Origin of the sequence: Providencia sp. 21OH12SH02B-Prov (assembly GCF_027362595.1) — a bacterium.
In the GTDB taxonomy this organism is placed as follows: Bacteria; Pseudomonadota; Gammaproteobacteria; order Enterobacterales; family Enterobacteriaceae; genus Providencia; species Providencia zhejiangensis.
Genome location: NZ_CP114796.1, coordinates 3,219,786 through 3,234,185, shown reverse-complemented (window position 1 = coordinate 3,234,185; position 14,400 = coordinate 3,219,786). Strand labels below are relative to the sequence as shown.

Sequence of the window (14,400 nt, the reverse complement as noted above, 5' to 3'; positions counted from 1 at the left end):
AGAAGTGCAGCACAAGACAGTATGTGCTGCACATGATTAGATTAATGAGTTCGATAACGTAATGATGATACGCCAAGTATGATGCTAGAAATGATTAAAGTAGCGCCTAAATGTTGACTCCAACCCGCAATCAGTAAACCTATCGCAAGTCCAACATAGTAAAACAGCCCTAATATTGCGCCAGCAGTCCCTTTATTGCTCGAATAACGATTAAGTGCATGAGCAAGAATGTTTGGGATGGCAATACCATAACCAATTACGACCCCAATAACGGGCAAAACAAACCAAACGGAATGCATAAGTATAAAAACTAAGCAGCTGCTAAGCAGTGAAATAAAGCTTGATAGCTTCACTAACTTTTCTGCTGTCCAATTTTTAGCCAGTAAATGACGATTTACGATGGAACCTATGCCTACGCCTAGCGCTAATAAAATGCCAGTTAGACCAAATTGTTGTTGCGATAGCGCCAATTGTTCAAAATGGAATGGCGCTAACTGATAATAACTGAATAAATTAATGTTGAAAAATGCTATTAATATCACATTTCTGATAATTTCTTTATCCTGAATCATGGCCAATAACGTGCTTAAAAATGGGTGGCGTATCACATTTTCAGGTCGCGTCTCTGGTAGGCGATAACAAGACCATAACAATAACAATAACCCTATTGCTAAAACGGCTAAACCCATAAAAACGGCTTGGTAGCCACCGCCACTGACCAAAATAGCGCCAGCTAACATGCCAAGCGCAGGACTGATAGCAAGTGCGATCCCCATAATTGAAAAGACTTTTGCTAATTCATGGCCTTGGTAGCTGTCGCGCATGGCCGTTTGTGTACCAATTGAGCCTACTGCCGCACCAAAAGCAGAGACCATACGTAAAAAGAGTAATAAATAAAAATGTGATATAAATAAAGCACATATGGAAGCTATGCCATATAACAAAAGTCCCGCAAGTATTGTTGGACGGCGACCTAATGTGTCACACATTCTTCCCCAAAATATCACGCCTAATGCAAACGCAAAGAAATAGAATGAAAGCGTTTGTGAAGCTTGTTCGGCATTAACCTGAAATGCAATGGCAATACTGGTCAATGCGGGGCTGTAAATGGTCTCTACGATTTGTGGAAACATCATTAAGGCCACAGCCAGCCATAATGAAAGAGGATGTTTCATGTTAATAATCCTATAGTTGTCACTAATGGCGGGCAGTTTAATTGTATTTTCGCTGTCTTATTACAATAATAAAGACAATAAATATCAAAAACAGGACATGTTATGGCTTGGCTTAATCAGCATGATAAATTTGAAACCCATTGGTATCAGGCGCCTATCTTGGGTATTGCAGCAGAAATGGGTCGGCATGATTCGGGATTTCATTCTCACACCATGGGGCAATTACTGTTCACTCAGCAAGGTTGTATTCTTATTTCATTAGAAAATCGTTTATCGTTATTACCGCCAGGACGAGTGGCGTGGATCCCCGCAAATATTGTCCATCGAGCACAAATGAGGGCTTCGGTTGGCTATCGTTCAGTGTATTTGAACCAACAAATTGCTCATCAAGTAGGTGATGAGGTGATGATTTTAACGGTAACCGCATTATTAAGGGAATTACTTGAGCGTATCGCAGTGGCTCCATTTGATAGCAATTGGCAGCAGGGAAGGCTTGCTAATTTATTACCCGTGTTTATTGATGAATTACAACATGCTAGCAAAGAGCCAATGCTACTAGCGATACCGCAAGATCGTCGTATGAAAAATTTAAACATGGAACAACTTCCTCCGCCCTTGATGGAACTGGCTAAAACAATAGGCGCGAGTGAAAAAACCATTACTCGTCTATTTTTACACGAAACAGGAATGAGTTATCAGGCATGGAGGCAACAATGGCGTTTTATCAAGGCGGTTGAGCTATTAGCGCAAGGGAAAACTTACTCTTTTATTACTCAAGAGCTGGGATTGAGTAGTGATAGTGCTTTCATTAGTTTCTTTCGAAAAATGAGTGGTGTTACCCCAAAAGAATATCAGCACCTTGCGGATAAAAAATAGAAAAGCCCCGAAAATGGGGCTTTGGTATGTAGGGTTGTATCTTGTTATTTAGTTAGAATATTATTTTTGACTAATTCTTTATATTTCAAGTGGCTGCATTGGCGATTTTATCTGTTTACACGAATTCACATGCTAGTGCCTGTGTATCGTTGTGTATTCAATGATCGCTTAGCTGCCCTTTGAATTATTTAGCCTTTAGGTTCGAATTAAAATCACGTTTGCCATAACCCGTGTATAGCTGACGAGGGCGCGCGATTTTCAGTCCGTCATCATGCATTTCGTTCCAATGGGCAATCCATCCGATAGTACGGGCAATTGCAAAGATAACGGTGAACATAGATGAAGGAATACCCATTGCTTTCAAGATGATACCTGAATAGAAGTCAACATTTGGGTACAGTTTTTTCTCAATGAAATACGGGTCGTTCAGTGCGATACGTTCCAGTTCCATGGCCACTTCAAGCAAGCTGTCATTGAGGCCTAGCTCATTAAGAACTTCATGGCAGGTCTCACGCATCACGGTTGCACGTGGGTCGTGGTTTTTGTACACACGGTGACCAAAGCCCATCAAGCGGAAAGAATCATTTTTGTCTTTCGCACGTTCGATAAAGGCAGGAATGTGCTCAACAGTTTGAATTTCTTCCAACATACGCAAGCAAGCTTCGTTAGCACCACCATGAGCTGGTCCCCATAGAGAGGCAATACCCGCAGCGATACAAGCGAATGGGTTAGCGCCGGAAGAACCCGCAGTACGTACCGTTGAGGTAGAGGCATTTTGTTCGTGATCAGCGTGCAGGATTAAAATACGATCCATCGCGCGCTCAAGCACTGGGTTAACCACATAATCTTCACAAGGTGTTGAGAACATCATGTACAAGAAATTACCTGCATACGACAGGTCATTACGTGGATAAACAAAAGGTTGGCCGATTGAATACTTGTAGCACATCGCCGCAACGGTAGGCATTTTAGACAGCAGGCGATAAGCCGTGATTTCACGATGGCGCGGATTATTAACATCCAGAGCATCATGGTAGAAAGCGGCTAATGCACCCGTAACGCCGCATAAAACAGCCATAGGGTGTGAGTCACGACGGAAACCCGTCAGCATGCGAGTGATCTGCTCATGGATCATGGTATGGCGAGTGACCGTGTTTTTGAATGTTTCATATTGTTCTTGAGTAGGTGCTTCGCCGTAGAGCAGGATATAGCAGACTTCAAGGTAAGAGGCTTCGGTTGCCAATTGGTCAATTGGAAAACCGCGGTGTAGCAGAATACCTTTATCACCGTCGATATACGTGATTTTTGATTCACATGAAGCAGTAGAAGTAAATCCAGGGTCGTAAGTGTAATACCCTTTTGAACCTAAAGTTCGGACATCGATAACGTCTTGACCGAGAGTTGGGGATAGAATGTCTAGTTCAATTGTACTTGCACTCTCAGTCGTTAGCTTAGCTTTGTTATCAGCCATTTACGGTCTCCTTAGCGCTTGATAATCAACACCCAACAACCAGAACCCAGCGTTATACTGTGTCTTTGCGCATTGTTCTACCGGTGTGTTGTGGAAATCAGCTAGCTATCACATTAAATTCTGAAACCGTACGACCGACGACAATGTTTTTTTAGGTTGTTTACGAGTGTGTAGATGTTATGTTCTTTTTGTTGTTTTCCCTACAATATCATTATTTTTAGTAAGGGAAACGAATTTCATAACTTTTGTTTTTTTACGCCGGTTGAGATACTGGCGACGTTCAAATAATTCTACCAGCCATATATGTAAGATAAATGTTGAATCATTGTCAAATAAGATAAGCACATTTATATAAAATGTTTAAATCGTGATCCCTCTCACTGTTCGGGCTAAATGTCACCAAACATTTTGTGTGGGAATTGTAATAGCAATGTGAAGACTTTATACTGACGGCAGGTCTCCGGATTACCCTGATGTAGGAGTTCCAGCGTAATCAGTATGCAACTCTATTTGAACATGATGGATTAGCGTTTAGCTTAAGTTGCATTTTGTACCCCTGTCGCTGTCAGTTTCCGCCCCAGGTCCGGAGGAAGGAAAATAATAAAGAGCTGTGTGGGCAAAATTGTGAAAAAACAAAGACCTGTCAACCTTGATCTGCAGACGATACACTTCCCGATCACTGCGATCTCTTCGATCTTGCACCGTGTCTCTGGCGTCATCACTTTCATCGCAGTAGGTATTCTGCTTTGGTTGTTAGGGACATCTCTCTCCTCTCCAGAAGGTTTTCAATATGCATCCGAAATAATGACTGGCTTTTTTGCTAAGTTCATTCTTTGGGGAATTCTAACGGCATTGGCGTACCACATTTGTGGGGGTATTCGTCACATGTTAATGGATTTCGGCTGTATTGATGAAACGCTTGTTGCAGGCAATTCATCTGCAAAAATTACGTTTGTTATTACGGTCATTCTGGCAATTCTGGCGGGGATATTAGTATGGTAAGTAATGCTTCAGCTTTAGGCCGTACTGGTATTCAGGACTGGCTGTTAATCCGTGGTTCTGCGATTGTTATCGTACTCTACGTGTTGTATCTCGTTGGCTTTATTGCCATTAATGACATCACCTATGAAACATGGCGTGGTTTCTTTGCCTCTTCTGTGACAAAAGTATTCACAGTCCTCACATTGTTCTCGATTTTAGTACATGCCTGGATTGGTTTATGGCAAGTACTGACTGACTATGTTAAGCCACTAGCATTACGTTTAGTGCTGCAACTTGTGATTGTTGTTGCTCTGCTGGCTTACTTAATTTACGGAACAATTGTGGTGTGGGGTGCATAAATGAATCTGCCAATAAGAGAATTTGACGCTATTGTTATTGGTGCTGGTGGCGCTGGTATGCGTGCTGCACTACAAATTTCACAACTTGGCCTATCTTGTGCTTTGTTGTCAAAAGTTTTCCCAACCCGTTCTCACACAGTGTCAGCGCAAGGTGGGATCACAGTTGCACTAGGTAACACTCATCCAGATAACTGGGAGTGGCACATGTACGATACTGTTAAAGGGTCTGACTATATCGGTGACCAAGACGCAATCGAGTATATGTGTAAAACGGGTCCAGAGGCGATCCTCGAATTAGAACATATGGGGCTGCCATTCTCTCGTCTTGATGACGGGCGAATCTATCAGCGTCCATTTGGTGGCCAATCGAAGAACTTTGGTGGTGAACAGGCAGCGCGTACTGCCGCCGCTGCTGACCGTACTGGCCACGCACTGTTACATACCTTGTATCAACAAAACCTAAAAAATCACACAACCATTTTCTCTGAATGGTATGCCCTTGATTTAGTTAAAAATCAGGATGGTGATGTCGTTGGTTGTACTGCAATCTGTATGGAAACAGGCGAACTGGTTTACTTCAAAGCTAAAGCGACTATTTTAGCGACAGGTGGAGCAGGTCGTATTTATCAATCAACCACTAACGCGCACATCAATACAGGTGATGGTGTTGGTATGGCTGCCCGTGCTGGTGTTCCATTACAAGATATGGAAATGTGGCAGTTCCATCCTACAGGTATTGCTGGTGCAGGTGTACTTGTAACGGAAGGTTGCCGTGGTGAAGGTGGATATCTATTGAACAAAGATGGCGAACGTTTCATGGAACGTTATGCGCCTAACGCGAAAGACCTTGCTGGTCGTGACGTTGTTGCTCGTTCAATTATGATTGAGATCCGTGAAGGCCGTGGTTGTGATGGTCCATGGGGCCCGCATGCTAAGCTGAAATTAGATCACTTAGGTAAAGAAGTTCTGGAATCACGTCTACCGGGTATCCTTGAATTATCTCGTACCTTTGCTCACGTTGACCCAATTAAAGAGCCAATCCCAGTTATTCCAACATGTCACTACATGATGGGGGGGATCCCAACTAAAGTAACAGGTCAAGCAATTCGTTATAACGAAAAAGGCGAAGACGAGGTTATTCCAGGTCTATTTGCTGTGGGTGAAATTGCTTGTGTATCTGTACATGGTGCAAACCGCCTCGGTGGTAACTCACTGCTTGACTTAGTGGTATTTGGTCGTTCAGCGGGTCTCCACTTGAAAGAGTCTCTGATGGAGCAAGGTTCAATGCGTGATGCATCTGAATCGGATATTGATGCTGCCATGACTCGCTTTAACCGTTGGGAAAATGCGCGTACAGGTGAAGATCCTGTTGAAATCCGTAAAGCACTGCAAACCTGCATGCAACACAACTTCTCGGTATTCCGTGAAGGTGATGCAATGGCGAAAGGTTTGGAAGAGCTGAAAGTGATTCGTGAACGTCTGCAAAATGCTCGTCTTGACGACACCTCTACCGAGTTTAATACACAGCGTATTGAATGTTTAGAGCTGGATAACTTGATGGAAACGGCTTATGCAACAGCGCAGGCAGCGAATTTCCGTACAGAAAGCCGCGGTGCACATAGCCGTTTCGACTACCCAGATCGTGACGATGCTAACTGGCTATGTCACTCATTGTATTTACCGCAATCTGAAACGATGACCCGCCGAGAAGTCAACATGCAACCTAAGTTGCGCGAAGCCTTCCCGCCGAAAGTACGTACCTATTAATGCGTGGTGTTAATCCAGTTGCGGAGAAATGAACTATGAAACTTGAATTTTCGATTTATCGCTATAATCCGGATGTAGATAACGCACCACGTATGCAGGATTACACGCTCGAGGTTCCTGAAGGGCGTGACATGATGTTGCTAGATGCGTTGATCCAACTGAAAGAAAAAGATCCCACTTTATCATTCCGTCGTTCTTGCCGTGAGGGGGTATGTGGCTCTGACGGTCTGAACATGAATGGTAAAAATGGCTTGGCTTGTATCACACCACTGTCTGCTTTAATTCGTGGTGGGAAGAAAATTGTTATTCGTCCATTACCAGGCCTACCCGTGATTCGTGACCTGATTATTGACATGAGCCAGTTCTATACTCAATACGAAAAAATTCGTCCTTATCTGATTAATGATAATAAGAATCCACCAGCGCGTGAGAATTTACAGTCGCCGGCACAACGTGAAAAACTCGATGGGTTATATGAGTGTATTCTGTGTGCATGTTGCTCAACGTCTTGCCCATCTTTCTGGTGGAATCCCGACAAATTTATTGGTCCGGCAGGTCTTTTAGCCGCATACAGATTCTTAATTGATAGTAGAGATACTGAAACAGATGCTCGATTAGATGATCTGAACGACGCTTTTAGTGTTTTCCGCTGTCATAGCATCATGAATTGTGTCAATGTATGCCCTAAAGGACTAAATCCAACGAAAGCTATCGGTCATATTAAATCTATGTTACTAAAACATAGTGCATAAAACCGGTGATTACCTGCGGCACCTAAGTGCCGCAGGCTGTTGAATAGTAACAAAGTAAAAGCAAAAAAGTGAAAGTAATAAGCCAAACTGCAAATGATGAAGACGCGAGCTGACTCGAGGGGCCTTTAAAAACTGCAGACAGTTTTTAAAGGTTCCTTAGAAGGGGAGCCCGGAGTGATAAAGGGAAACCCAAAGTGAGAACATGCATAAAGCACGTCCAGAAGAACCTTTATCGAGGCCGCCTAAACGCGGCAATTAGTTAACCACGGCGAAAACTAAAGCTATCAAAGCTTAAGGGATCACAATGCAGAACGGCGTAATGAAGGACTGGCTGGATTCGAGCTTTCTGGCAGGCGCGAACCAGACTTACATAGAACAGCTCTATGAAGATTATCTAACTGACCCCAATTCTGTTGATGCTGGCTGGAGAGAAATCTTCCAGCAACTGCCTGGAGCAGGCACCAACGCTGAGCAATTCCACTCACAAGCACGCGATTATTTCCGTCGCTTAGCAAAAGACTCGACTCGTTATCATACCTCTGTTAGCGATCCTGCAATCGATGCAAAACAAGTGAAAGTTTTGCAGCTGATTAACGCATTCCGCTTCCGCGGACATCAAAACGCAAATCTTGATCCATTAGGTCTATGGAAACGTGAATCTGTTCCAGATTTAGATCCAGCATTCCATAATCTAACGAAAGAAGATTTTGACGAAACATTCAATGTGGGTTCTTTTGCAATTGGCAAAGAGACCATGAAACTGAGCGATTTGTATGACGCGCTGAAACGCATTTATTGCGGTTCTATCGGTGCGGAATATATGCATATCACTAATACTGAGGAAAAACGTTGGATTCAGCAACGCCTTGAATCAGTGAATGTCGCTGAGCAATTCTCTAAAGAAGAAAAACGTCGCTTCTTGGCTGAGCTAACAGCAGCAGAAGGGCTAGAACGCTATTTAGGCGCAAAATTCCCAGGTGCAAAACGTTTCTCATTGGAAGGTGGTGATTCACTGATCCCAATGCTGAAAGATTTGATTCACCATGCGGGTAAACAAGATACACGTGAAGTCGTATTAGGTATGGCTCACCGTGGTCGTCTTAACGTATTAATTAATATCTTAGGTAAAAAACCAGCAGAACTATTTGATGAGTTTGCTGGCAAACATAAAGACCATTCAAGTGCTGGTGACGTGAAATATCACCAAGGTTTTTCTTCTGACTTTGAAACCGCGGGCTCACGTGTCCACTTAGCGCTGGCCTTTAACCCATCTCACCTTGAGATTGTTAGCCCAGTTGTTATTGGTTCTGTTCGTGCTCGTCGCGACCGCCTTGATGAAGGGCGTAGTAATATGGTTCTGCCAATCACTATTCATGGTGACTCGGCGGTAACAGGTCAAGGTGTTGTTCAAGAAACGCTGAACATGTCTCAGGCTCGTGGTTATGAAGTTGGCGGTACAATGCGTATCGTAATCAATAACCAAATTGGTTTCACCACGTCAAACCCGAAAGATACCCGTTCAACAGAGTATTGCACCGATATCGTGAAGATGGTTCAAGCACCTATTTTCCATGTCAATGCAGATGACCCTGAAGCGGTTGCTTTTGTCACTCGTCTGGCTCTGGATTTCCGCAATACCTTTAAACGTGATGTGATGATTGACCTCGTTTGTTATCGTCGTCATGGTCATAACGAAGCTGATGAGCCAAATGCAACTCAGCCAATTATGTATCAAAAAATCAAAAAACATCCGACACCACGTAAAATCTATGCGGATCGCTTAATCGAAAGCGGTGTTGTGACTGCTGATGAAGTGACTGAAATGGTTAACTTATATCGCGATGCATTGGATAGAGGTGATTGTGTCGTTGAAGAATGGCGTGAAATGGGTCTGCACTCTTATACATGGGAACCGTACCTGAACCATGAATGGAATGAAGAGTATAAATCCACATTTGATTTAAAACGTTTACAAGAGCTTGCAGTTAAAACCAGTACTATTCCAGCTGAAGTGGTTACCCAGTCTCGTGTAGAAAAAATCTATGCAGACCGCGCGGAAATGGCGCAAGGTAAAAAACTGTTGGATTGGGGTGCTGCTGAAACATTAGCTTATGCAACCTTAGTTGATGAAGGTATCCCTGTTCGTCTGTCTGGTGAAGACTCAGGCCGTGGGACATTCTTCCACCGTCACGCTGTTGTACATAACCAAACGAACGGTTCGGTCTATGTGCCACTGCAAAATATCCATAATGGCCAAGGCGTATTTAATGTTTGGGACTCTGTTCTGACTGAAAACGCAGTGTTGGCATTTGAATATGGCTATGCAACCACAGAACCACGTGCTCTGACAATTTGGGAAGCGCAATTTGGTGACTTCGCAAACTGTGCTCAAGTGGTTATCGACCAATTTATTAGCTCTGGTGAGCAGAAATGGGGTCGTATGTGTGGTCTAGTTATGCTGTTACCACATGGCTATGAAGGTCAAGGTCCTGAGCACTCATCTGCACGTTTAGAACGTTATCTGCAACTGTGTGCAGACCAAAATATGCAAGTGTGTGTACCATCAACACCTGCTCAAGTTTACCACATGCTGCGCCGTCAGGCTCTACGTGGTATGCGCCGTCCTCTGATTGTAATGTCACCGAAATCCTTACTACGTCACCCATTAGCGGTATCGAGTATGGAGGAATTGGCGAATGGTAAATTCTTGCCAGTTATCGGTGAAATAGATGAAATCAATCCGAAAAACGTGAAACGCGTCATTCTGTGTTCCGGTAAAGTTTATTACGATCTGTTAGAACAGCGTCGTAAGAACGAACAAACAGATGTTGCGATTATCCGTATTGAACAGCTGTATCCGTTCCCTCACGAAGATATCCAACAAGCGCTGGCGCAATATGCGCACGTTAAAGATTTTGTTTGGTGTCAAGAAGAGCCATTGAACCAAGGCGCTTGGTATTGCAGCCAACACAACTTCCGTGAAGCTATCCCAGCAGGGGCTACTTTACGTTATGCAGGTCGTGCTGCTTCTTCATCTCCAGCAGTTGGTTATACGTCCGTTCACTTAGAGCAGCAACAAGCTCTGGTTAATGACGCGTTGAACATTGAATAATTAAAGGATAGAAAATGAGTAGTGTAGAAATTCTTGTTCCAGATCTTCCTGAATCCGTTGCCGATGCTACGGTTGCCACATGGCATAAAAAACCAGGTGATAGCGTTGAACGTGACGAAGTGCTGGTTGAAATCGAAACGGATAAAGTTGTATTAGAAGTTCCTGCAAGTGAAGCGGGTGTATTAGAAGCTATCGTTGAAGATGAAGGCGCAACGGTACTGTCTAAACAGCTGTTAGGTCGTATTCGCTTAGGTGACAGCACGGGGATGCCTGTTGAAGTGAAATCCACTCAAGAAGCTGCACCTGCACAACGTCAAACAGCGAGCTTGGAAGAAGAGAGCAATGATGCACTTTCTCCAGCGATCCGTCGTTTAGTGGCTGAGCATGATCTCAATCCTGCTGACATTAAAGGCACGGGTGTTGGTGGTCGTTTGACTCGTGAAGACGTTGAGAAACACTTAGCAGCGAATAAATCAGCACCGGCGGCTAAAGCTGAAGCGCCAGCTGCACCACAAGCACCTCTGGCTCATCGTAGCGAAAAACGTGTTCCTATGACGCGTTTACGTAAGCGTATTGCTGAGCGTTTATTGGAAGCGAAAAATAACACCGCGATGTTAACGACGTTTAACGAAGTTAACATGCAGCCAATTAAAGATCTGCGTAAGCAATATGGTGAAGCATTCGAAAAACGTCACGGTGTACGTTTAGGCTTTATGTCTTTCTATGTTAAAGCTGCGGTTGAAGCACTCAAACGTTATCCTGAAGTGAATGCTTCTATTGATGGTACAGACGTTGTTTACCATAACTATTTCGATATCAGTATTGCTGTTTCAACGCCACGTGGTCTGGTCACCCCAGTATTGCGTGATGTTGATGCAATGAGCATGGCTGATATTGAGAAGAAAATTAAAGAACTGGCAGTCAAAGGTCGTGACGGTAAGCTGACTGTTGATGATCTGACGGGTGGTAATTTCACAATTACCAACGGTGGCGTATTCGGTTCTCTAATGTCTACTCCTATCATTAACCCACCACAAAGTGCAATCTTAGGCATGCATGCTATTAAAGATCGCCCTATGGCGGTTAACGGTAAGGTTGAAATTCTTCCAATGATGTACCTTGCACTATCTTATGACCACCGTCTGATTGATGGTAGCGAGTCAGTTGGCTTCTTAGTCGCCATCAAAGATATGCTGGAAGATCCAACTCGTTTACTGCTGGACGTATAGCAACATAACAGGGCAGGGTATGACCTGCCCGGTCTGAAGTAACCGATGCAACCGGTTCGCCGGTTGCTAAATCAGTAACAATTGCAGGAGGCGAATAAACGCCTCTTCAGACTCAATTATGGATAGAACATCATGAATTTACACGAGTATCAGGCAAAACAGCTTTTTACACGCTATGGTTTGCCAGCACCAACGGGTTATGCCTGTACATCAGCAACTGAAGCTGTAGAAGCAGCAAAAAAAATCGGAAACGGCCCATGGGTTGTTAAATGCCAAGTTCACGCGGGTGGACGTGGTAAAGCTGGTGGCGTAAAAGTGACAAATGATATCAATGATATCAAAGAGTTCGCTGATAAATGGTTAGGTAAAAACCTTGTCACTTACCAAACAGATGCAAATGGTCAGCCAGTTAACCAAATTTTGGTTGAAAACGCGACTGACATTGCTAAAGAACTGTACCTAGGTGCGGTAGTTGACCGTGGCACACGTCGTGTTGTGTTTATGGCATCAACGGAAGGTGGTGTTGAGATTGAGAAAGTTGCTGAAGAAACGCCAGAGCTTATCCATAAAGCTGTTATCGATCCATTAACGGGTCCTATGCCTTTCCAAGGCCGTGAGTTAGCGTTCAAATTAGGCCTAACGGGTAAACAAGTTAGCCAATTCGCTAAAATTTTCATGGGTCTAGCAACGATGTTCCTAGAACGTGACCTTGCACTCATCGAAGTTAACCCATTAGTGATTAATACTGAGGGTGACCTTGTTTGTTTAGATGGTAAATTAGGTGTTGATAGCAACGCGCTATACCGTCAAGCAGAAATGCGCGAAATGCATGACCCATCTCAAGAAGATGCGCGTGAAGCACAAGCAGCTCAGTGGGAGCTGAACTACGTTGCGCTAGATGGCAACATCGGTTGTATGGTTAACGGTGCAGGTCTTGCTATGGGGACGATGGACATCGTTAAACTGCACGGTGGTGCACCAGCTAACTTCCTTGACGTTGGCGGCGGCGCAACGAAAGAACGCGTAACTGAAGCGTTTAAAATTATCCTTTCAGATAAGAGCGTGAAAGCTGTTTTCGTTAACATTTTTGGTGGTATCGTTCGCTGTGACCTGATTGCAGACGGCATCATTGGTGCAGTAGAAGAAGTTGGCGTAAATGTACCAGTAGTGGTTCGTTTAGAAGGTAACAATGCAGAGTTAGGTGCGAAAAAACTGGCAGATAGCGGCTTGAATATCATCGCAGCAAATAGCCTGACAGATGCAGCTAAGAAAGCAGTAGCAGCGGCGGAGGCTAAATAATGTCTATTTTAATTGATAAAAACACCAAAGTAATTTGCCAAGGTTTCACTGGCGGTCAAGGTACATTCCACTCTGAGCAAGCTATTGCTTATGGTACAAAAATGGTCGGCGGTGTAACGCCAGGTAAAGGTGGTACAACTCACCTAGGTCTGCCTGTATTTAACACCGTTCGTGAAGCTGTAGAAGCAACAGGTGCTACCGCCTCTGTGATCTATGTTCCGGCTCCTTTCTGTAAAGATTCGATCCTTGAAGCTATTGATGCGGGCATCAAACTGATTATTACGATTACCGAAGGTATTCCAACTCTGGACATGCTGACTGTTAAAGTAAAATTAGATGAAGCTGGCGTTCGTATGATCGGTCCAAACTGCCCAGGTGTTATCACTCCGGGTGAATGTAAGATCGGTATTCAACCCGGTCACATTCATATGCCAGGTAAAGTGGGTATCGTTTCTCGTTCAGGTACACTGACTTATGAAGCGGTTAAACAGACGACAGATGCTGGTCTTGGTCAATCAACATGTGTTGGTATCGGTGGTGACCCTATTCCGGGTTCAAACTTCATTGATATCCTGAAAATGTTCCAAGAAGATCCACAAACTGAAGCGATCGTGATGATCGGTGAAATTGGTGGTAATGCTGAAGAAGAAGCGGCTGCTTACATTAAAGACCATGTAACCAAACCTGTTGTTGGTTATATTGCCGGTGTAACTGCACCTAAAGGCAAGCGTATGGGTCACGCAGGTGCAATTATCGCGGGCGGTAAAGGTACTGCTGATGAGAAATTTGCTGCATTAGAAGCGGCCGGTGTTAAAACGGTTCGTAGCTTAGCGGATATCGGTGATGCAGTAAAATCACTGCTAGCAAAATAAGTTTAGTCGTTTGAACTGACGATTAAACCCAATTAAGCCCGCATTCAAATTCGAATCGCGGGCTTTTTATTTAAAAAGATGAAATTGCAACTCCTGTTCAAGCGCAATTAACTCTGTGGTCAGTGTGTATTCTCAGAACTCAGATCAGGTGGCTGAATCATAAGTTGAGTTGCTGACAACATCTTCGAGTACGTACTTACCTATCTATCGCTATCCATCCTGGCATCAAACGCGCGACTGTTATCCATCCATTGGTCAATTTTTTGTGTATCCGCGCTTTGTATGGTCGAGAGAAATTTCTAGCCTATAGGCTTTAAAAAAGCGTCATGATTGAGAGCAACGCCTAAATACTCGAATATTTTTTGATTGTGAAATCAGGGGCTTTGCAAGTAAAGCCGCCAACGGCGGTATGTATCCCTTTCTACACGATGAACGCATGTCTACCACTCATGATAACCGTTTTACTGGGTGATGTGGGGGAGGGAGTGCAAGCCTAGCCGTATTCTG

General features: G+C 43.9%; 11 protein-coding genes. 9 read left to right on the top strand and 2 right to left on the bottom strand.

Annotation, left to right across the window (positions count from 1 at the left end; all coding sequences use genetic code 11):
• Positions 1–41: 41 nt before the first annotated feature.
• Positions 42–1,175 carry a multidrug effflux MFS transporter gene (locus tag O7C57_RS15130; protein WP_269723298.1) on the bottom strand — a complete coding sequence of 378 codons (1,134 nt, stop codon included), beginning with the start codon at positions 1,173–1,175 and terminating at the stop codon, positions 42–44.
• Positions 1,176–1,277: 102 nt separating this feature from the next.
• On the opposite strand from O7C57_RS15130, the gene O7C57_RS15125 reads away from it, so the two are divergent.
• Positions 1,278–2,051, top strand: a complete 774-nt coding sequence (locus O7C57_RS15125) for an AraC family transcriptional regulator (RefSeq protein WP_269723297.1) — start codon at positions 1,278–1,280, stop codon at positions 2,049–2,051.
• A 184-nt stretch (positions 2,052–2,235) separates the two neighbouring features.
• Here O7C57_RS15125 and O7C57_RS15120 read toward each other — a convergent pair whose 3' ends face one another.
• A complete protein-coding gene (locus O7C57_RS15120; protein ID WP_154621922.1) occupies positions 2,236–3,522 on the bottom strand; it encodes a citrate synthase in 1,287 nt (428 codons plus the stop codon).
• Positions 3,523–4,134: 612 nt separating this feature from the next.
• Between O7C57_RS15120 and sdhC the strand changes: the two genes are divergently transcribed.
• From sdhC to sucD, 8 genes are all read left to right on the top strand, one after another.
• Positions 4,135–4,524: a succinate dehydrogenase cytochrome b556 subunit gene (gene sdhC, locus O7C57_RS15115; RefSeq protein ID WP_163862765.1), complete on the top strand. Its 390-nt coding sequence runs from the start codon at positions 4,135–4,137 to the stop codon at positions 4,522–4,524.
• Positions 4,518–4,862, top strand: coding sequence for a succinate dehydrogenase membrane anchor subunit (sdhD, locus tag O7C57_RS15110; RefSeq protein WP_154621923.1), 345 nt, complete (start codon positions 4,518–4,520; stop codon positions 4,860–4,862). The genes sdhC and sdhD overlap by 7 nt, the downstream gene beginning before the upstream one ends.
• Entirely contained in the window at positions 4,863–6,629 is a 1,767-nt protein-coding gene (gene sdhA / locus O7C57_RS15105; RefSeq protein WP_154621924.1) for a succinate dehydrogenase flavoprotein subunit, read from the top strand.
• A 35-nt stretch (positions 6,630–6,664) separates the two neighbouring features.
• Positions 6,665–7,381 (top strand): succinate dehydrogenase iron-sulfur subunit, encoded by a 717-nt coding sequence (locus O7C57_RS15100; protein WP_154621925.1) that lies wholly within the window; start codon positions 6,665–6,667, stop codon positions 7,379–7,381.
• A gap of 304 nt (positions 7,382–7,685) precedes the next feature.
• Complete coding sequence (sucA, locus tag O7C57_RS15095) at positions 7,686–10,493, top strand: 2-oxoglutarate dehydrogenase E1 component (protein ID WP_154621926.1); 2,808 nt, start codon at positions 7,686–7,688, stop codon at positions 10,491–10,493.
• Between the two features lie 14 nt (positions 10,494–10,507).
• The gene (odhB, locus tag O7C57_RS15090; protein ID WP_154621927.1) at positions 10,508–11,722 is read left to right on the top strand and encodes a 2-oxoglutarate dehydrogenase complex dihydrolipoyllysine-residue succinyltransferase; all 1,215 of its coding nucleotides are present in this window, start codon (positions 10,508–10,510) and stop codon (positions 11,720–11,722) included.
• 132 nt (positions 11,723–11,854) lie between these two features.
• Positions 11,855–13,021, top strand: coding sequence for an ADP-forming succinate--CoA ligase subunit beta (gene sucC, locus O7C57_RS15085; RefSeq protein ID WP_154621928.1), 1,167 nt, complete (start codon positions 11,855–11,857; stop codon positions 13,019–13,021).
• Positions 13,021–13,893: a succinate--CoA ligase subunit alpha gene (gene sucD / locus O7C57_RS15080; RefSeq protein ID WP_096618019.1), complete on the top strand. Its 873-nt coding sequence runs from the start codon at positions 13,021–13,023 to the stop codon at positions 13,891–13,893. The genes sucC and sucD overlap by 1 nt, the downstream gene beginning before the upstream one ends.
• The last annotated feature ends 507 nt before the right edge of the window (positions 13,894–14,400 follow it).